General features: G+C 54.4%; 19 protein-coding genes. 7 read left to right on the forward strand and 12 right to left on the reverse strand.

What is annotated here, in order from left to right:
• Positions 1-93: 93 nt before the first annotated feature.
• From lolC to cobB, 5 genes are all read left to right on the forward strand, one after another.
• Entirely contained in the window at positions 94-1,293 is a 1,200-nt protein-coding gene (gene lolC / locus F384_RS05540) for a lipoprotein-releasing ABC transporter permease subunit LolC (RefSeq protein ID WP_046479588.1), read from the forward strand.
• A complete protein-coding gene (gene lolD / locus F384_RS05545) occupies positions 1,286-1,987 on the forward strand; it encodes a lipoprotein-releasing ABC transporter ATP-binding protein LolD (protein WP_046479589.1) in 702 nt (233 codons plus the stop codon). Before lolC ends, lolD begins: the two co-directional genes overlap by 8 nt.
• Positions 1,987-3,231: a lipoprotein-releasing ABC transporter permease subunit LolE gene (gene lolE / locus F384_RS05550; RefSeq protein ID WP_046479593.1), complete on the forward strand. Its 1,245-nt coding sequence runs from the start codon at positions 1,987-1,989 to the stop codon at positions 3,229-3,231. The genes lolD and lolE overlap by 1 nt, the downstream gene beginning before the upstream one ends.
• A gap of 89 nt (positions 3,232-3,320) precedes the next feature.
• The gene (gene nagK / locus F384_RS05555; protein WP_046479594.1) at positions 3,321-4,232 is read left to right on the forward strand and encodes an N-acetylglucosamine kinase; all 912 of its coding nucleotides are present in this window, start codon (positions 3,321-3,323) and stop codon (positions 4,230-4,232) included.
• Between the two features lie 15 nt (positions 4,233-4,247).
• Positions 4,248-5,069, forward strand: a complete 822-nt coding sequence (gene cobB / locus F384_RS05560) for a Sir2 family NAD+-dependent deacetylase (RefSeq protein ID WP_046479596.1) — start codon at positions 4,248-4,250, stop codon at positions 5,067-5,069.
• 97 nt (positions 5,070-5,166) lie between these two features.
• On the opposite strand, the gene potD is transcribed toward cobB, so the two are convergent.
• From potD to potA, 4 genes are all read right to left on the reverse strand, one after another.
• Positions 5,167-6,213: a spermidine/putrescine ABC transporter substrate-binding protein PotD gene (gene potD, locus F384_RS05565; protein WP_046479597.1), complete on the reverse strand. Its 1,047-nt coding sequence runs from the start codon at positions 6,211-6,213 to the stop codon at positions 5,167-5,169.
• Positions 6,214-6,355: 142 nt separating this feature from the next.
• Positions 6,356-7,147 carry a spermidine/putrescine ABC transporter permease PotC gene (gene potC, locus F384_RS05570; protein ID WP_046479600.1) on the reverse strand — a complete coding sequence of 264 codons (792 nt, stop codon included), beginning with the start codon at positions 7,145-7,147 and terminating at the stop codon, positions 6,356-6,358.
• Positions 7,144-8,001, reverse strand: coding sequence for a spermidine/putrescine ABC transporter permease PotB (potB, locus tag F384_RS05575; RefSeq protein WP_046479601.1), 858 nt, complete (start codon positions 7,999-8,001; stop codon positions 7,144-7,146). The genes potC and potB overlap by 4 nt, the downstream gene beginning before the upstream one ends.
• Positions 7,985-9,121 carry a spermidine/putrescine ABC transporter ATP-binding protein PotA gene (potA, locus tag F384_RS05580; protein ID WP_046479603.1) on the reverse strand — a complete coding sequence of 379 codons (1,137 nt, stop codon included), beginning with the start codon at positions 9,119-9,121 and terminating at the stop codon, positions 7,985-7,987. The genes potB and potA overlap by 17 nt, the downstream gene beginning before the upstream one ends.
• A 251-nt stretch (positions 9,122-9,372) precedes the next feature.
• Between potA and pepT the strand changes: the two genes are divergently transcribed.
• Positions 9,373-10,599 carry a peptidase T gene (gene pepT / locus F384_RS05585; RefSeq protein WP_046479604.1) on the forward strand — a complete coding sequence of 409 codons (1,227 nt, stop codon included), beginning with the start codon at positions 9,373-9,375 and terminating at the stop codon, positions 10,597-10,599.
• 103 nt (positions 10,600-10,702) lie between these two features.
• Here the strand turns inward: pepT and roxA are convergent, their stop codons facing one another.
• From roxA to rluE, 8 genes are all read right to left on the reverse strand, one after another.
• On the reverse strand, positions 10,703-11,824 hold the full coding sequence (gene roxA / locus F384_RS05590; protein ID WP_046479605.1) for a [50S ribosomal protein L16]-arginine 3-hydroxylase: 1,122 nt from the start codon (positions 11,822-11,824) through the stop codon (positions 10,703-10,705).
• A 96-nt stretch (positions 11,825-11,920) separates the two neighbouring features.
• On the reverse strand, positions 11,921-13,384 hold the full coding sequence (phoQ, locus tag F384_RS05595) for a two-component system sensor histidine kinase PhoQ (RefSeq protein ID WP_046479607.1): 1,464 nt from the start codon (positions 13,382-13,384) through the stop codon (positions 11,921-11,923).
• On the reverse strand, positions 13,384-14,055 hold the full coding sequence (gene phoP, locus F384_RS05600) for a two-component system response regulator PhoP (RefSeq protein ID WP_046479609.1): 672 nt from the start codon (positions 14,053-14,055) through the stop codon (positions 13,384-13,386). Before phoP ends, phoQ begins: the two co-directional genes overlap by 1 nt.
• Before the next feature lie 157 nt (positions 14,056-14,212).
• A complete protein-coding gene (gene purB, locus F384_RS05605) occupies positions 14,213-15,583 on the reverse strand; it encodes an adenylosuccinate lyase (RefSeq protein ID WP_046479610.1) in 1,371 nt (456 codons plus the stop codon).
• A 3-nt stretch (positions 15,584-15,586) separates the two neighbouring features.
• A complete protein-coding gene (gene hflD / locus F384_RS05610) occupies positions 15,587-16,228 on the reverse strand; it encodes a high frequency lysogenization protein HflD (protein ID WP_042320078.1) in 642 nt (213 codons plus the stop codon).
• A gap of 36 nt (positions 16,229-16,264) precedes the next feature.
• Positions 16,265-17,371: a tRNA 2-thiouridine(34) synthase MnmA gene (mnmA, locus tag F384_RS05615; protein ID WP_046479611.1), complete on the reverse strand. Its 1,107-nt coding sequence runs from the start codon at positions 17,369-17,371 to the stop codon at positions 16,265-16,267.
• A 53-nt stretch (positions 17,372-17,424) separates the two neighbouring features.
• On the reverse strand, positions 17,425-17,886 hold the full coding sequence (locus F384_RS05620; RefSeq protein ID WP_046479612.1) for an NUDIX domain-containing protein: 462 nt from the start codon (positions 17,884-17,886) through the stop codon (positions 17,425-17,427).
• Positions 17,887-17,889: 3 nt separating this feature from the next.
• A complete protein-coding gene (gene rluE / locus F384_RS05625) occupies positions 17,890-18,558 on the reverse strand; it encodes a 23S rRNA pseudouridine(2457) synthase RluE (RefSeq protein ID WP_052746883.1) in 669 nt (222 codons plus the stop codon).
• Between the two features lie 171 nt (positions 18,559-18,729).
• On the opposite strand from rluE, the gene icd reads away from it, so the two are divergent.
• Entirely contained in the window at positions 18,730-19,980 is a 1,251-nt protein-coding gene (icd, locus tag F384_RS05630) for an NADP-dependent isocitrate dehydrogenase (protein WP_046479616.1), read from the forward strand.
• The last annotated feature ends 181 nt before the right edge of the window (positions 19,981-20,161 follow it).

A 20,161-nucleotide genomic window follows, 5' to 3' on the forward strand; every position in this document is an offset into this window, starting at 1 on the left:
TGCGTACTGACGAACACTTACGGTTCAGGCGTTTACCCATGCGGCTTTCGCTTATATACTCGTGACTTTGCTAACAGCAACCAGACGGATTTCATGTACCAACCTGTCGCTCTATTCATCGGCCTGCGTTACATGCGCGGGCGTGCAGCAGATCGCTTCGGTCGCTTTGTCTCCTGGCTTTCCACCATTGGCATTACCCTTGGGGTGATGGCGCTGGTCACGGTTTTGTCAGTGATGAACGGTTTTGAGCGTGAACTGCAAAATAACATCCTGGGGCTGATGCCTCAGGCCGTCCTCTCTGCGGAGCAAGGCTCCCTGAATCCTCAGCAATTGCCGGAAAACGCCGTAAAGCTGAACGGTGTGAATCGCATTGCGCCGCTGACAACAGGTGATGTCGTGCTGCAAAGTGCGAGCAGCGTGGCGGTCGGGGTGATGCTGGGTATCGATCCGGCGCAAAAAGATCCGCTGACGCCGTATCTGGTCAATGTGAAGCAAACCGATCTCCAGCCTGGCAAGTATAATGTCATCCTCGGCGAGCAGCTCGCGGGTCAGTTGGGCGTCAATCGTGGCGATCAGGTCCGCGTGATGGTGCCGTCAGCCAGCCAGTTCACCCCGATGGGGCGCCTGCCAAGCCAGCGCCTGTTTACGGTGATTGGCACCTTTGCGGCGAACAGCGAAGTCGATGGTTACCAGATGTTGACCAATATTCAGGACGCCTCGCGCATCATGCGCTACCCGGCCGGGAATATTACCGGCTGGCGTTTGTGGCTGAATGAGCCGCTGAAGGTGGACTCGCTTAGTCAGCAGACGCTGCCGGAAGGGACGAAATGGCAGGACTGGCGCGAGCGGAAAGGCGAGCTGTTCCAGGCCGTGCGGATGGAAAAGAACATGATGGGGCTGCTGTTGAGCCTGATCGTGGCGGTTGCCGCGTTCAATATTATTACCTCGTTGGGTCTGATGGTGATGGAGAAGCAGGGAGAAGTGGCGATTTTGCAAACGCAGGGGCTGACGCCGCGACAGATAATGATGGTCTTTATGGTACAGGGAGCCAGCGCCGGGATTATCGGCGCGCTGCTGGGTGCCGTGCTGGGCGCGCTGCTGGCCAGTCAGCTCAATACCCTGATGCCGGTTATCGGTATCCTGCTGGACGGTGCGGCGCTGCCGGTGGCAATTGAGCCGCTGCAGGTCATTATCATTGCGCTGGTGGCGATGGCCATCGCGTTGCTTTCCACGCTTTATCCTTCATGGCGCGCTGCCGCCACTCAACCCGCTGAGGCTTTACGTTATGAATAAGATCCTGTTGCAATGCGACAAACTGTGCAAACGCTATCAGGAAGGTTCCGTGCAAACAGACGTGTTGCACGATGTCAGTTTCAGCGTGGGCGAAGGCGAGATGATGGCGATTGTCGGTAGCTCCGGCTCCGGCAAAAGTACCCTGTTGCACCTGCTGGGCGGGCTGGATACCCCGACCTCCGGCGATGTCATTTTTAGCGGTCAGCCGATGAGCAAACTGTCGTCGGCGGCGAAAGCAGAACTGCGTAATCAGAAGCTCGGCTTTATCTATCAGTTTCACCACCTGCTGCCGGATTTCACCGCGCTGGAAAACGTGGCGATGCCGCTGCTGATTGGCAAACACAAACCCGCCGAAATTACTGTCCGGGCGCGTGAAATGCTGAAAGCGGTAGGGTTGGATCATCGTGCCAGCCATCGTCCGTCTGAACTGTCTGGCGGTGAGCGTCAGCGTGTGGCGATTGCCCGTGCGCTGGTCAACAACCCGCGCCTGGTGCTGGCGGATGAGCCGACCGGTAATCTGGATGCGCGCAACGCCGACAGCATCTTCCAGCTTCTGGGTGAGTTGAACCGCTCGCAGGGTACTGCGTTTCTGGTCGTCACCCACGATCTGCAACTGGCGAAGCGCATGAGCCGCCAACTGGAAATGCGTGATGGACGTCTGACGGCAGAACTGAGCCTGATGGGGGCGGAGTAATGGTCTCGCCTTTATCGTTATTAATCGGCCTGCGCTTTAGCCGGGGACGGCGGCGCGGCGGCATGGTGTCGCTGATTTCGGTTATCTCAACCATCGGTATCGCGCTGGGCGTGGCGGTCCTGATCGTTGGCTTAAGCGCCATGAACGGCTTTGAGCGCGAACTGAACAACCGCATTCTGGCGGTAGTGCCGCACGGTGAGATTGAAGCGGTCAACCAGCCGTGGACCAACTGGCGTGAAGCGCTGGAGAAGGTGCAGAAGGTGCCAGGGATTACCGCCGCCGCGCCGTATATCAACTTTACCGGACTGGTGGAGAGCGGGGCGAATCTGCGCGCCATCCAGGTGAAAGGCGTGGATCCGCAGCAGGAACAGCGTCTGAGCGCGCTGCCCTCGTTTGTGCAAAATAACGCCTGGGCTGATTTCAAAGCGGGTGAACAGCAAATTATTATCGGTAAGGGCGTCGCAGACGCGCTTAAGGTGAAGCAGGGCGACTGGGTTTCCATCATGATCCCCAATTCGAATGCCGAGCATAAGTTAATGCAGCCAAAACGTGTACGTCTGCACGTTGCCGGTATTTTGCAGTTGAGTGGTCAGCTTGACCACAGCTTCGCGATGATCCCGATGGCCGATGCACAGCAGTATCTGGAGATGAACAACACGGTTTCCGGGATTGCGCTGAAGGTCAATGACGTTTTCAACGCCAACAAACTGGTGCGTGACGCAGGCGAAGTGACCAACAGCTATGTCTATATCAAGAGCTGGATTGGCACCTACGGCTACATGTACCGCGATATTCAGATGATCCGCGCCATCATGTATCTGGCGATGGTGTTAGTGATCGGCGTCGCCTGTTTTAACATTGTCTCAACATTAGTGATGGCGGTAAAAGACAAGAGCGGCGATATTGCGGTATTAAGAACGCTGGGGGCGAAAGATGGCCTGATTCGCGCCATTTTTGTCTGGTATGGCCTGCTGGCGGGGCTTTTTGGCAGCGTGATCGGGGTGATCATTGGCGTCGTCGTTTCGTTACAGCTGACGCCAATCATTAACGGTATCGAAAAGCTGATCGGCCACCAGTTCCTCTCCGGGGATATCTATTTTATCGACTTCCTGCCATCCGAATTACACTGGCTGGATGTGATTTACGTGCTGGTCACCGCACTGTTGCTGAGTCTGCTGGCGAGTTGGTATCCGGCGCGGCGCGCCAGTAACATCGATCCTGCAAGAGTACTCAGCGGCCAGTAACCATAATGGCGTGAGAGAGACACAACATCATTCATGTGACCTGAACAGCGGCAGCCTGAAGGATAAAGTGTATAAAACAAGGAGCGGCAATGTATTACGGGTTTGATATTGGTGGGACAAAAATTGCGTTGGGCGTCTTTGATAACGAGCGGAAATTACAGTGGGAAAAACGTGTTCCTACCCCTCGCGACAGCTATGACGCATTTTTAGAGGCCGTGTGCGGACTGGTGGCGGAAGCTGACCAGCGATTTGGTGTGAAGGGCTCGGTGGGTATTGGCATCCCCGGTATGCCGGAAACCGAAGATGGCACGCTGTACGCCGCGAATGTCCCTGCTGCCAGTGGCAAACCCCTGCGAGCCGATCTCAGCGCGCGGCTTGACCGCGATGTGCGCCTCGATAACGATGCGAACTGTTTTGCCCTCTCTGAAGCCTGGGATGATGAATTTACCCGCTATCCGCTGGTGATGGGCCTGATCCTGGGCACGGGCGTGGGGGGCGGTTTGATCCTCAACGGAAAACCGATCACCGGGCGCAGCTACATCACCGGCGAGTTCGGTCATATTCGTCTGCCGGTCGATGCGCTTACGCTGATGGGCTTCGATTTCCCGCTGCGTCGTTGTGGCTGCGGTCAGCTCGGCTGCATTGAAAATTATCTGTCCGGGCGGGGATTTGCCTGGTTGTATCAGCATTACTATCATCAACCATTACAGGCGCCTGAAATCATTTCACTGTGGGAACAGGGGGATGAACGGGCGCGGGCGCACGTTGAGCGTTATCTGGATCTGCTGGCGGTCTGTCTGGGAAATATCCTGACCATCGTCGATCCGGATCTGGTCGTCATCGGGGGGGGATTGTCGAACTTTACGGCTATCACCGCCAACCTGGCAGACAGATTGCCGCGTCATCTGCTTCCCGTTGCACGTGTTCCCCGCATCGAACGGGCGCGACACGGTGATGCGGGCGGGATGCGTGGCGCCGCCTTCCTACATCTTACCGATTAATCAAAAGAGGTTGCTATGCTGTCGCGTCGGGGTCATCGGTTAAGTCGATTTCGGAAAAACAAACGCCATCTGCGCGAACGCCTTCGTCAACGGATTTTTTTCAGAGACAGAGTGGTACCGGAAGTGATGGAAAAACCAAGAGTTTTGGTGCTTACAGGCGCAGGGATCTCTGCGGAGTCTGGTATTCGTACCTTCCGCGCCGCGGACGGACTGTGGGAGGAACACCGGGTTGAAGATGTGGCGACGCCGGAAGGCTTCGCCCGTAATCCCGCGCTGGTGCAGTCTTTCTATAACGCCCGCCGTCGGCAATTACAGCAGCCTGAAATCCAGCCTAACCCGGCGCACATCGCACTGGCAAAACTGGAAGAGGCGCTGGGCGACCGTTTTCTGTTGGTGACGCAAAATATCGACAACCTGCATGAACGGGCGGGTAACCAGAATATCATCCATATGCATGGCGAACTGCTGAAAGTGCATTGCTCGCAGAGCGGGCAGATCCTGGAATGGACGGGCGATGTGACACCCGAAGACAAATGCCACTGCTGCCAGTTCCCGGCGCCGCTGCGCCCGCACGTAGTGTGGTTTGGTGAGATGCCGCTCGGCATGGATGAGATCTATATGGCGCTGGCCATGGCGGATGTCTTCATCGCGATTGGCACCTCAGGACACGTCTATCCGGCGGCCGGTTTTGTCCATGAAGCGAAATTGCACGGTGCGCATACCGTTGAGCTGAATCTGGAACCAAGCCAGGTGGGCAGCGAGTTCCAGGAGAAATATTACGGTCCGGCGAGTGAAGTGGTGCCAGAGTTTGTGGAGAAGTTGTTGAAAGGACTGTGACGGAGATGTGTGCCGGGTGACGGCTTCGCCTTACCCGGCCTACGGATGAACGGCTTGTAGGCCGGATGAGCGCAGCGTCATCCGGCATGGTGCTGAATTAGCGTCCTGCTTTCAGCTTCTGATAATACTCTTCGTAAATCGCGCTGGCGGGGCCGACGTCGTTCTGCCATTCGCCTTTGCTGATAGTTTCCGCATCCGGGTAGAGCGATTTATCATTGGCGACTTCCGGGCTTAACAGCTTACGCGCCGCCAGGTTCGGTGTTGGATAGCCGATGGTTTCCGCCACTTCTTTCGCCACGTCCGGGCGCAGCAGGAAGTTAATCAGCTTCAACGCGCCCTCTTTGTTTTTGGCGTTGGCCGGAATGGAGAGGCTGTCCATCCAGAAGATCCCGCCTTCTTTCGGCCAGACGACTTCCAGCGGCGTACCGGCCTGGCGGGCGACGAAGGCGGAGCCGTTCCACACCATTCCCAGATTCACTTCACCTTCCATATAGGGATTTGCCGGGTTGTCGGAGTTAAACGCGGCGACGTTGGGCATTAGCTTTTTCAGCTCGTTATAGGCCGCTTCAATCTCTTTCGGATCGGTGGTGTTACCAGAATAGCCCAGCTTACGCAGCGCCATCTGGAACACTTCGCGCGCATCGTCGGTCAGCAGCAGGCTGCCTTTGTACTCCGGCTTCCAGAGATCAGCCCAACTGGTGACCGTTTTCGGGTCAATGCTGTCGCTGTTCACACCGATAGCTGTCGCGCCCCAGATGTACGGAATGGAGTAGTCGTTGCCCGGATCGAAGGGCTTGTTCAGCATCTCAGGATCGAGGTTGTTGAAGTTGGTTAACGTCGACTTGTCGATCTTTTGAATCATGCCCTCTTTACGCATTTTGTCGACGTAATAGGTGGAAGGCACGACCAGATCGTAGGCACCGTCTTTGTAGGTTTTGAGCTTGGCATACATGGTTTCATTCGACTCGTAGGTCGAATAGATAACCTTGATGCCGGTCTCTTTGGTGAACTGTTCCAGCAGTCCTGGCGGAACGTACTCGGTCCAGTTGTAGAAATAGAGTGTTTTACTGTCGTCCGCGTGCGCGGCGCTCATTCCCATTGCGAGAGCGCCTGCCGCGAGCAGGTGGCGTGACCATTTTTTCATTTTAACGTCCCCTGAGATTAGCGCCTGTCTCTCCAGGCTATTTTATTCGTCATTCTGGCCTTGGGCAGTACTCGCAATCCTCACGTACTTTAAGTACGCTGCGGTTGCTGCGTGCTGTCCGCAGCCAGACTGACTTCATCAATTACGCCTGGCGAGACAGGCTTTTCGTTTTATCACGAGCAATAAGTTGGCTGGCGATCACCAGAACCAGCGATAGCACCAACAGAATGGTCGCCAGCGCATTCACCTCCGGTGAAACGCCGACTTTCACCATTGAGTAGATCTTCAACGGTAGAATTTCATAGCCAGGCCCGGTCACGAACGACGAAACCACCACATCGTCCATCGACAGGGTGAAGCTTAGCAGCCAGCCAGCGGCGACAGCGGGCATGGCCAGCGGCAGTATGATTTTGCGCAGGATGATGATTTCGCTGGCACCCAGATCTTTTGCCGCTTCCAGCATCCGTACGTCAAACCCTTTCAGCCGCGAATAGACCGTCACCACCACAAAAGGCAGACAGAAGGTGATATGCGAAAACAGCAGCGACCAGAAGCCCAACTGGATGCCCAACAGCATAAACAGTACCAGCAGTGAAATCGCCATCACGATATCCGGCGACATCATCACCACAAACAGCATTCCGCTGACGAACGGTTTACCGCGAAAACGGTAGCGATAGAGCGCAACGGCAGTCAACGAACCGATAACAGTGGCGAACGTTGCGGAAAAAATGGCCATCGTCAGCGAGTGTTGCGCCGCTTGCAGCAGGCTGTCGTTGTTCATCAGCAGACCATACCATTTGGTCGTAAAGCCCTGCCAGTTGATGCCAAAACGCGAACTGTTAAAGGAGTTCACAATCAAAATAATGATGGGAATGTACAGGTACGCGTAGATAGCGGTCATAAAACCGCCGCGAAGCAGTCGACCGATCATTCGAGTTCTCCCTTTTTGTTCAGCAGTCGGGAGGCGCGCCAGTAAACCAGCAGCATCAGGCCCATCACAATCGTCAGCGTAATGCTGGTTGCCGCACCAAACGGCCAGTCACGGATATTGAGGAACTGAACCTTAATAACGTTACCGATCAGCAGGTTTTTCGCGCCCCCCATCAGATCGGAGACATAGAACAGACCCATCGCGGGCAGCATCACCAGCAGGCAACCGGCAATAATGCCCGGCATGGTCAGCGGGATGATTATCCGGATAAAAGTCTGCAACTTACTGGCACCCAGATCTTTCGCCGCTTCCAGTAACGGTCTGTCGAGCTTCTCAATGCTGGAGTACAGCGGCATCACCATAAATGGCAGCAGGATATACACCAGACCGATAATCACCGCGCTCGGGGTGAACATGATGCGTATCGGCGTCTCGATCACCCCCAGCCAGAGCAGAAACTCGTTGAGGTAACCCTTGGTGCTGAGGAAAATTTTCAGTCCGTAGATGCGGATCAGCGAATTGGTCCAGAAGGGGACAATCAGCAGGAACAGCAGCAGCGGGCGGACTTTTTCCGGCAGTCGCGCCAGAAACCAGGCAAAAGGATAGCCGAGCACGAGGCAGGCGAGAGTGGCGATCAGCGCCATATTTAACGAGTGCAGCAGCACTTCAAAATAGAGCGGATCGAGCAGGCGTGCGTAGTTGTCCAGCGTAAAGACCATTTTGACGAAGCTGGCATCGTCGCGGGTCAAAAAGCTGGTGCCAATGATCATCAGGTTGGGCAGAAAGACAAACAACACAAGCCAACCGACGATAGTGACAATCACCACATTCTGGAATTTACTTGTGTTCTTCATCAGCCAGTACGACCTCCCAGCTTTCTACCCAGTTAATGGCCATTTTCTGGTCGAGAGAGTGGTCAAAGTCCGGATCGTCTTCATTGAAGAATTCGCTGACCATCACCATCTTGCCATTTTCCAGTTCAACCACTGACTCCAGCGTCATGCCCTTATAGTTACGCTCGCGCACGTAACCGATCAGGCCGTCAACGTGGTTGTCGTCGTTGATCTCATCTACGCGCAGATCTTCCGGGCGCAGCAGAACGTGCAGTTTCTGTCCAGGCTCGACGGGGAAGTTGACGTAGATATTGCATTCACGGCCTTCTACGTTAGCACGAACGCGCTGTTCGTCCAGACGTTCGATGACCGTGGCGTTAAACATATTGATCTCGCCGATGAATCCGGCGACGAACAGGTTTTTCGGTTCTTCGTAGATTTCACGCGGTGTGCCGTCCTGCTCAATACGCCCATCGCGCATAACGACGATACGATCGGACATGGTCAAGGCTTCTTCCTGATCGTGCGTCACGAACACGAACGTGATGCCGAGCTTACGCTGCAAGGCTTTCAGTTCGTTCTGCATCTGCTTTCGCAGCTTATAGTCCAGCGCCGAGAGGGATTCATCCAACAGCAGCAGACGCGGTTTATTGACGACCGCACGGGCAATCGCCACGCGCTGCTGTTGCCCCCCGGAGAGTTGATGCGGCTTACGCTGGGCAAACTCTTCCAGTTGCACCATTCGCAGTGCATCCAGTACGCGCGGGGTGATGTCGGCGGCGGGGGTTTTTTGCATACGTAATCCGAACGCCACATTTTCAAAGACGGTCATGTGGGGGAATAGCGCATAGCTTTGAAAGACGGTATTCACATAACGGTTTTCAGCCGGTACGTGGGTGATGTCCTGGTTATCGAGCATGATGTGCCCGGAATCTACGGTTTCCAGACCGGCAATCAGGCGCAAAACGGTTGTTTTACCGCAGCCAGAAGGGCCAAGCAGCGTGAGGAACTCGCCATTATTGATTGTCAAATCCAGTTCGGAAATGACCTCTTTTCCATCGAAGCTTTTGCTGATACCCGACAAAAGAACCAGCGGTGAAAGCGAACGCGGTTGTTTATTCAATTTCTTACTCTGTCCCATGTAGACGCAACGGATGGCTGACCGATGCGGGGTTTGTGGTTGACCACCTTGGTGACTCTTAATGAGGGCGGTAATTCTACGGCAAACCGTTGTCATCGCCAATGTTTGTTGCCAATAACTGACGTAGTCTTATAGTCAGTAAGGGGTTCGGAAGCGAAATATTCTCGTTTGCGGGGATAAAAGTGACCTGACGCAATATTTGTCTTTTGTGGCTTACTGATAATGTTGTCACAAATAGTGAGGGTGACTGCATGGATAAACTACTTGAGCGTTTTCTGCACTACGTTTCATTGGATACCCAATCGAAAGCGGGTGTGAGACAGGTTCCCAGTACTGAGGGACAGTGGAAGTTATTAAATTTGCTCAAACAGCAGCTCGAAGAGATGGAGCTGGTCAATGTGACATTAAGTGACAAAGGGACGCTGATGGCCACGTTGCCGGCGAATGTCCCTGGCGATATCCCTGCTATTGGATTTATTTCCCATGTGGATACCTCACCGGATTTCAGCGGTAAGCACGTGAATCCGCAGATTGTTGAGAACTATCGCGGCGGCGATATCGCCCTGGGTATTGGCGATGAAGTGCTGTCACCGGTGATGTTCCCGGTGCTGCATCAGTTGCTCGGACAAACGCTGATCACCACCGATGGTAAAACGCTGCTGGGGGCGGATGATAAAGCCGGTGTGGCGGAAATCATGACCGCGCTGGCGGTGCTGAAGCATAAAAATATTCCCCATGGTGATATTCGCGTCGCCTTTACGCCGGATGAAGAGGTCGGTAAAGGGGCTAAACACTTTGATGTTGCGGCTTTTGACGCCAAATGGGCCTATACCGTTGACGGTGGTGGCGTGGGGGAACTGGAATGTGAAAACTTCAATGCCGCCTCGGTGAATATCAAAATCGTCGGCAACAACGTGCACCCGGGTACGGCGAAAGGCGTCATGGTTAACGCATTATCGCTGGCCGCGCGTATTCATGCCGAAGTTCCGGCGGATGAAAGCCCGGAAATGACCGAAGGTTATGAAGGCTTCTACCATCTTGCGAGCATGAAAGGCACCGTGGATCGCGCGGACATGCACTACATCATTCGCGATTTCGACCGTAAGCAATTTGAAGCGCGCAAACGTAAGATGATGGAGATAGCCAGGAAAGTCGGGAAAGGGTTACACCCGGACTGCTACATTGAACTGGTGATTGAAGACAGTTATTACAACATGCGTGAAAAAGTGCTTGAGCATCCACATGTTCTGGATATTGCTCAGCAGGCAATGCGCGACTGCGACATTCAACCGGAAATGAAGCCGATTCGTGGCGGCACCGACGGCGCGCAACTCTCTTTCATGGGATTACCGTGCCCGAATCTGTTCACGGGTGGCTACAACTATCATGGCAAGCATGAGTTTGTGACGCTCGAAGGCATGGAAAAAGCGGTGCAGGTGATTGTACGGATTGCTGAGTTAACGGCGAAGCAGTCGTAGCGTGGCTGATGCCGCATGGCGCGACGCTTATCCGGCCTACGGAACATTTGAACCGTAGGCCGGATAAGACGCATTAGCGTCGCCATCCGGCATAATCTCAATGTTACCCTTCGAAGAACCAGTATCCACTGTTGACCAGCGCCGCCAGCATGGCGAGGAATGACGGATCTTCCAGCGCGTCGCCAAAGTTCTCCGCCGTCAGCACGATATGGCTGGCGAGCGCTTCCAGCGCCGGACGGTGCGGGGAATCAATTTTCTCGCCATTGGCATAAACGTCATCGCCCACACGCAGTACCCGTAATCCTCCCAGACGCACCAGCACATCGCCTTGTTTCAGGGCATCGTAGATTTCATCTGGCTGGTACGGTGGTTCCGGTGGCGCAATATCCAGTTCATGACGCGACTGGGAGATAAACTCGCCAAACCACTGCCTGAAATGCTCCGGCTGATTAATCAGATCCAGCATCATGGCGCGCAGTTTGTCCATCTCTTGTGGCAGGACGTCGGCAGGATGTTCGCGCAATGGCATATCCGGGTCGCAGTAATACGTGCTGCCCAGTTCACGTTGCAGGACGTAGTCGGCAAACCCGCTGATCAGTTCGCGGGTATTTGGCGCGCGGAAACCGACAGAATAGTTCATCGCGTTCTCCAGCGCATAGCCTTCATGCGGGAATCCCGGCGGAATATAGAGAATATCGCCCGGCTCCAGTTCTTCATCAATGATGGCTTCAAAAGGATCGACCTGTAGCAGATCCGGATGCGGGCAGTGCTGTTTCATCTGCAGCTTTTCACCCACGCGCCAGCGACGACGACCGGTTCCCTGAATAATAAACACATCATACTGATCGAGATGCGGGCCTACGCCGCCGCCGGGTACGGAGAATGAGACCATCAGATCGTCAATACGCCAGTCGGGGAGGGCGCGGAAGGGACGCATCAGCGCGGCGGTCGGCTCATGCCAGTGGTTCACCGCCTGTACCAGCAATGACCAGTTATTTTCGCCGAGATGATCATAGCTTTCGAACGGACCGTGGCTGACCTGCCATTTGCCATCCTGATGGCTTACCAAACGGCTATCGACTTCGCTTTCCATCGCCAGCCCTGCCAGTTCGTCAGGAGAGAGGGGATCGATGAAGTTATTAAAGCCGCGTTTTAACACCACCGGGCGCTTTTGCCAGTGACGTTCAAGAAATTCGGGCCAGTTGAGTGTTAATTGGTATTCCATATTGAGCTTCCACAGGCTGAGGCGGGTATCTGTCACCGATTATAACGGATGCTTAACCAGATGCGTGCAGTTGGCTCATATTTATTACATTTTGGTTTAGTCGTCTTTCGGCCCCGGTTGCTGATGACCAAAAATCACCTCCATGTGCGCGCCGCCGAGCAGGCTGTCGCTGGCCACAATTTTGCCGTCATATTGCTCGGTAATCTCTCGTGCCACCGCCAGTCCGACACCTTGCCCTGGACGCAACGTATCCGCACGTTGACCGCGGTCGAATACCAGATCGCGCTTGCTCTGGGGGATCCCCGGACCGTCATCTTCCACCACGATGTACAGATGATCGTCGGTCTGACGGGCAGAAATCTCGACAAACTCCAGACAGTACTTGCAGGCGTTATCCAGCACGTTGCCCATGACTTCGACAAAGTCGTTCTGTTCGCCGACGAAGCTGATTTCCGGCGAGATATCGAGGCTAATGTTTACCCCTTTACGCTGATACACTTTGTTCAGCGCTGACGTGAGATTATCCAGCAGCGGCGCGACCGGATGCAGTTCGCGACTCAGCAGGACGCCGCCGCCACGCATACTGGCGCGATGCAGATAGTAGCCGATTTGCTGAGAAATCCGGCTGATCTGTTCGAGCATTACAGGTTCAGCCTCGCTGACGCTCATCTTATCGCTGCGCATCGAACGTAACGTACTTTGCAGCACGGCCAGCGGCGTCTTCAGGCTATGGGTGAGGTCGGTCAGCGTGGTGCGGTATTTGTCATAACGTTCGCGCTCGCTTTTCAGCAGGCGGTTCAGGTTGCGAACCAGACTGGTCAGCTCACGCGTTGTCGCAGGGTTTAACTGTTCGCGGTGGTGTTCTTCCAGTTCCCGCACTTCGCGCGCCAGCGCTTCGATAGGGCGCAGGCTCCACCAGGCCGCCACCCAGAGCAGGGGAATGACCAGCAGCAAGTTGGCCGCCAGCACATAGATAAACCAGCTCCAGACCATATAGGAGCGTTTAAGCTCAATCGGAATGGTATCCACCACCACAATCGTCAGTTGCGGCATACGGGCGGTAGCCGGGTAGACGTTCACCGCCACCGAATGGGTCATTTCGGCGTCGTCGTCATCTTCCCGTACTTCTTTCAGCTGTTCCTGAACAGAGTGATCGTCATTAAGCAGCGTGCTGGTGGCACGGATATCGGCTTCTATCTCATGGAAACCGTTGCTTTTCAGCCAGTCTGGCTGAATCAGTCTGACCAGCCAGGGCACGTCACGCTGGGCCCATAGCAGTTTGCCGTTCTCATCATAGATAAGCGACATCGTGGGGCTCTGCATGTCGAGGTGCTCAGGAAGTTCGACGTGGATCTTACCGTCTTCCCATTTTGCGAGCGTATAGAAGAGGTTACTCTCGCCGCGCAGCAGGCGAAACGTGGTCTTATCAAAGCTCACGCTATAGCCGACCAGTGCGACCATGCCATAGGCCAGAGAGAGCACCAGCACCACGCCGGCAGTGGCCAGCAGAAAGCGCAGGCGCAGTGACAGCGGGAAAAGATGACGTAACAGTTTATTCATCAGCGCAGTTCGAAAAGATATCCCTGACCCCGCACGGTGGTAATGACGTCGTCCGGATACTGTGCCTGTATTTTTTTACGCAGGCGGCCCATCAACACGTCGATGGTGTGACTTTCACGCAACTCGGCGTCCGGATACAACTGCAACATCAGCGAATCCTTGCTGACCACTTTGCCATTATTGCGGATCAGCGTTTCCATGATGGTGTACTCAAACGCGGTCAGTTTGATCACCTCATCATTGACCGAAAGTTCACGGCGCGAGAGATCAACCTGGAAAGGGGGAATAGAGATAATTTGCGAAGCGTGGCCGCTGTTACGGCGCATCAACGCCTGCATCCGCGCGGCGACTTCTTCAATATGGAACGGTTTGGTGACGTAGTCATCCGCACCCGCGCTCAGCACTTCCACTTTATCCTGCCAGCTTTCACGAGCGGTCAGGACGAGGACCGGGAGGGAAACATCATTGCTCCGCCAGCGGCGGATCAGTGAAAGTCCATCTTCATCCGGGAGACCCAAATCGACGATAGCGATGTCAGGCAGGTGTTCGTTAAGGTAATAATCGGCTTCTTTGGCATCTTCGGCATCGTCAACCTGATGCCCGGCATCCTGAAGCTGAACTTTCAGGTGATGACGTAATAACGCATTATCCTCAACAACCAGTACACGCATCATCTTTTCTCACTGTATTTACGATATGAATAGTTTAACGCTGATTATGGCGTTGTGGGGATAAACATTTCGTAAACCGGGGAGAGGGAAATGCCGGATGGCGGCTGATGCCTTATCCGGCCTACAAACAGCACTCGTAGGCCGGATGGCGCTGTGATTACTTCAGTTCATCCACCAGGGTGATGGCACGACCAATGTAATTGGCCGGAGTCATGGCTTTCAGGCGGACTTTCTCGTCGTCCGGCAGCGGCAGGCTGTCGATAAATTGCTTCATGCCTTCAGCGTCGACGCGCTTACCACGAGTTAACTCTTTCAGCTTCTCGTAGGGTTTCTCAATGCCGTAACGACGCATCACAGTCTGGATTGGCTCCGCCAGCACTTCCCAGTTGCTGTCCAGTTCGGCCAGCAGACGGTCGCGGTTCACTTCCAGTTTGCTCACGCCTTTCAGCGTGGACTGGTAGGCGATCAGCGCATAGCCGATACCCACGCCCAGGTTACGCAGAACGGTGGAGTCGGTCAGATCGCGCTGCCAACGGGAAACCGGCAGTTTGCTCGCCAGATGCTGGAGCACCGCATTAGACAGACCCAGGTTGCCTTCGGAGTTTTCGAAGTCAATAGGGTTCACTTTGTGCGGCATGGTGGAAGAACCAATTTCACCGGCGATGGTTTTCTGCTTGAAGTGGTTCAGCGCGATGTAACCCCAGACGTCGCGATCGAAGTCGATCAGAATGGTGTTAAAACGGGCGATGCAGTCAAACAGTTCGGCAATGTAGTCGTGCGGCTCAATCTGCGTGGTGTACGGGTTCCACTGAATACCCAGCGAGGTGACGAACTCTTCGCTGAACTGATGCCAGTCAACTTCCGGATAAGCGGCAATGTGGGCGTTATAGTTACCGACGGCACCGTTGATTTTGCCGAGAATTTCCACCTGATTAAGCTGGCGGAACTGACGCTCCATACGATAAGCGACGTTAGCCATCTCTTTGCCCAGTGTTGACGGCGTAGCCGGTTGGCCGTGGGTGCGGGAGAGCAGGGGAATATCGCGATACTGCACGGACAGATCTTTAACCGCGTCAATCAGTTGACGCCAGTACGGCAACACCACTTCATCGCGGGCGGTTTTCAGCATCAGCGCGTGAGACAGGTTGTTGATGTCTTCAGAGGTGCAGGCGAAGTGAATGAACTCGGACACCGCGTGCAGTTCCGGGACATTCGCCACTTTTTCTTTCAGGAAATACTCAACCGCCTTAACGTCGTGGTTGGTGGTGCGCTCGATGGTTTTAATACGCGCGGCATCGTCTTCATTGAAGTTTGCGACGATAGCATCGAGGAAACCGATTGCGTCGGCAGCAAAAGCAGGAACTTCCTTGATCGCTGCGTGCGCGGCCAGTTTTTGCAGCCAGCGTACTTCTACCTGTACACGGTATTTCAGCAAACCGTATTCGCTGAAAATCCCGCGCAGCGCGCTGACTTTATCGCCGTAGCGTCCATCGACAGGGGAAACGGCGGTCAGTGAGGATAATTCCATAGATCACAACTCCGGGGTTAAATGAGCAAGAATTTGTTTTGCCTGAGTCGTCAGGCGATTACGAGAAAACATTAACTGCAGACGGCCACCGCCAACCTGATGCCAGAGCACGGCGGCGCGAATGCCAGCCAGAAGCGAGGCGCGAACTTTGGCCTGTACCTGTGGGCTTTGCAACACGGCAGGGGAACCGGTCACCTGAATGCGTGGACCCAGCGGGCTGATAACATCGACATAGATACCGGCCATCGCGCTCATCAGCGTTTCAGATTGCAGATCAAAGTGATCGAGCTGGCGTTGCAGGCCGTTGATCCGTTCGCCCAACGTATCGAGCGCGCCTTTGGCGGCGGTGAGTTTACGCTCAAGCACCATCAGACTAAGCGTATAGCGAGTCAGTTCCGCATTCAGCCCCTGACGGCTGCTGGCATTCAGCACGCCGAGCAGGGTTTCCAGACCGAGGCGCAGATTGGCCTCGCTGCCGCCGAATACGCCCAGCGTTGAGCTGGGGTTCATATCGATAACGCTGTTCAGTGAGACGTGGAGCGCATCGGCATCACAATGTCCCTGGTGCGCCAGTTGTTGCACCAGGCGTGCTGACTGGCAGATGCCAGCCAGTGCGAGGGTGATGTCATAATAATTCTTTGCCACGATCACTGCTTCCTTGTATCAGTCTGTTGAGAATAATTATACCGGCAGGGGCAGCCGCTGCTCGATAATACCGCCGCCGAGGCACACTTCGCCGCGGTAAAAGACCGCTGACTGGCCTGGAGTGACGGCGGCCACCGGCTCGTCAAACATCACCTCGACGCGTTCGGCATCCAGGGCTTTAACGGTGCACGGAATATCGGTCTGGCGGTAGCGGGTTTTCACCGTGCAACGCATTGTGCCGGTGAACGGCAGACGATCGACCCAGTGCAGTTGCTGCGCGATCAGACCGACGGACATCAGACGCGGATGCTCATGACCCTGAGCAACCACCAGAATGTTGTTCTCAACGTCTTTGTCCACCACGTACCACGGATCTTCCGTGCCTTCTTTGGTACCACCGATGCCCAGACCTTTACGCTGGCCCAGCGTGTGGTACATCAGCCCCTGATGCTGACCAATCTCTTCGCCGTCTACAGTAATGATTTTACCCGGCTGTGCCGGCAGATAACGGCCAAGAAACTCGCGGAACTTACGCTCGCCGATGAAGCAAATGCCGGTAGAATCTTTTTTCTTCGCGGTAACCAGCCCCAGGTCTTCGGCAATTTTGCGCACCTGTGGTTTTTCCAGCTCGCCAACCGGGAACAGACTTTGCGCGATCTGCTCATGGCCCAGCGTATAGAGGAAATAGCTCTGGTCTTTATTGCCATCAAGGCCACGCAGCAGGCGGCTTTTGCCGTCGACATCGGCACGGCGTACGTAGTGACCGGTGGCGATGTAATCGGCACCTAAATCTTCAGCGGCAAATTCGAGAAAGGCTTTAAATTTGATTTCTTTATTGCACAGAATATCCGGATTCGGCGTACGGCCTGCTTTGTACTCTTCAAGGAACAGTTCAAAGACGTTATCCCAGTATTCTGCCGCAAAGTTTACGGTGTGCAGTTCAATGCCAAGCTTGTCGCAGACGGCCTGAGCGTCGGCCAGATCGGCTGCCGCTGTGCAATATTCCTCACCGTCGTCCTCTTCCCAGTTCTTCATGAACAGGCCTTCTACCTGATAACCCTGTTGTTGCAACAGCCAGGCAGAAACGGAGGAATCGACACCGCCGGACATGCCGACGATCACTTTTTTTGGGCTTTCAGACATTGGAATACTCACGACATTGAACTTCAAGGCGGCATATTCTAGCACGCAGCCCCTTACTTGACACCCTCTGTAAACGGCCAGTTAAATGCGCCGATCATCTCCAGCGGGTAACGTACTCCGCTCTGCCAGCAGCGAATACTTTCGGCAACCAGTGGAGAACGCAGGTTTGGGGCGTTGAGGAGAGTCTGCGCGCTGACCCAGCGGCAACAGTCGATATCGCTGTCATGGGGTTCGGTGTCGCACATATTGGCAAGTTCAATGGAAAACAGGAAACGCAAAAATGGCGTGTTGTCCGGCGCAATCCACTGATGCATCCGAATGAAGTGCTGAGGCTGCGCGTTTATGCCGGTCTCTTCCCACAACTCGCGCGCAGCGGCCTGTACCAGCGTTTCATCCGCTTCCAGATGCCCGGCGGGCTGATTCCACAGCGCTTTGCCGTTGATGGTCTCTTCAACGATTAAAAATTTGTCCTCTGCATGAACGAGGCAAGCGACCGTGACGTGCGGTTTGAACATGATTTATCCTTTGTTTTCTTCTTCAGTGACATCCCGCCATTCACCGCTGGCCAGATTCTCCAGGGTGTAATCGCCCGTCGCGTAGCGGATCAGGCGTAATGTGGGAAAGCCAACGTGCGCGGTCATTCGACGCACCTGGCGGTTACGGCCTTCATATAACGTCACTTTCAGCCAGCGGGTGGGAATGCTTTTACGTTCGCGAATCGGCGGATTGCGCGGCCACAGCCATTCAGGCTCCTCGACGGTCTCAACGTCAGCGGGCAGGGTGGGGCCATCGTTCAGCGTCACACCGTTGCGCAGTGCTTCCAGTGCTTCCGCCGTCGGTTCGCCTTCCACCTGCACATAGTAAATCTTTCCGGTGCGCTTGCCGGGCTGTGTCAGCCGCGCCTGTAATGCGCCGTCATTGGTGAGCACCAGCAACCCTTCGCTGTCTCTGTCGAGACGACCCGCGGCGTAAACGCCCTGCACAGGAATAAAATCTTTCAACGTGCTGCGTCCAGCCTCGTCGGTAAATTGCGGCAAAACATCGTAAGGTTTATTGAACAAAACCACGCGTTTTGGCGGGTTTTCTTTCCGTCGCTTAGTGACTTGTCGTTGGCTGAATCGCTCAACCCGGTGATTTCTAAAAGAAGTTTTTTGCATGGTATTTTCAGATCTTATCAATTGCCGCATTATAGCCTAATAACGAGTGTCTTTCATGGCAGCGAACATTAGGGTAGTATTGACATGCTCATTACAAAACATTAACAAAAAATTGCTCTAACGCAGTCGTGCAGCAGGACGCAGAAGCACATGCAGCGCGATGACAGACGAGCAAACCAGAAGCGCTCGAAGGAGAGGTGAATGGAAAGCAAAGTAGTTGTTCCGGCAGAAGGTCAAAAAATCACCCTGAAAGACGGCAAGCTCAATGTGCCGCACAATCCGATTATCCCATTCATTGAAGGCGACGGCATCGGTGTTGATGTTACCCCTCCGATGATCAAAGTTGTGAACGCCGCCGTTGAGAAAGCGTATAAAGGCGAGCGTAAAATCTCCTGGATGGAAATTTACACCGGTGAGAAATCCACTCAGATCTACGGCCAGGACGTCTGGCTGCCGACGGAAACCCTGGATCTGATTCGCGACTACCGCGTGGCGATTAAAGGCCCGCTGACCACCCCAGTCGGTGGTGGTATTCGCTCTCTGAACGTTGCGCTGCGTCAGGAACTTGACCTGTATGTCTGCCTGCGTCCTGTTCGTTACTATCAGGGCACCCCAAGCCCGGTTAAACATCCGGAACTGACCGATATGGTTATCTTCCGTGAAAACTCAGAAGACATCTACGCCGGTATCGAGTGGAAAGCTGACTCTGTAGATGCAGAAAAAGTGATTAAATTCCTGCGTGAAGAGATGGGCGTGAAGAAAATTCGCTTCCCTGAACACTGCGGTATCGGTATCAAACCGTGTTCCGAAGACGGTACCAAGCGTCTGGTCCGCGCGGCGATCGAATATGCGATCACCAACGACCGTGACTCTCTGACCCTGGTTCACAAAGGCAACATCATGAAGTTCACCGAAGGCGCGTTCAAAGACTGGGGTTACCAGTTAGCGCGTGAAGAATTCGGCGCTGAACTGATCGATGGCGGCCCGTGGATGAAAATCAAGAACCCGAACACCGGCAAAGAGATCGTGGTTAAAGATGTGATCGCCGATGCGTTCCTGCAACAGATCCTGCTGCGTCCGGCGGAATATGATGTGATCGCCTGTATGAACCTGAATGGTGACTACATCTCTGACGCCCTGGCAGCACAGGTTGGTGGTATTGGTATCGCCCCAGGCGCCAACATTGGTGACGAGTGCGCGCTGTTCGAAGCAACGCACGGTACGGCGCCGAAATACGCCGGTCAGGACAAAGTTAACCCTGGCTCGATCATCCTGTCCGCAGAGATGATGCTGCGCCACATGCAGTGGTTTGAAGCTGCAGACCTGATTGTTAAAGGCATGGAAGGTGCAATTGCCGCGAAGACCGTGACCTATGACTTCGAACGTCTGATGGAAGGCGCTAAACTGCTGAAATGTTCAGAGTTTGGTGACGCGATCATCGAAAACATGTAATCCAGTTTTTGGGTTACACAAGAACGGGAGCCAGTTGGCTCCCGTTTTTATTATTAGCTTTTGTATGGTTATCAAAAAGTTATCAAAACTTTTTAACAAAACAGAGGTCACGATGCTTCTCTTTCCAAGCTTTGCTTAACCACTAAAATCATGCAGCTGATTACTCCAATAATCAGGTTCA

Origin of the sequence: Citrobacter amalonaticus Y19, from assembly GCF_000981805.1 — a bacterium.
Taxonomy (GTDB): domain Bacteria; phylum Pseudomonadota; class Gammaproteobacteria; order Enterobacterales; family Enterobacteriaceae; genus Citrobacter_A; species Citrobacter_A amalonaticus_C.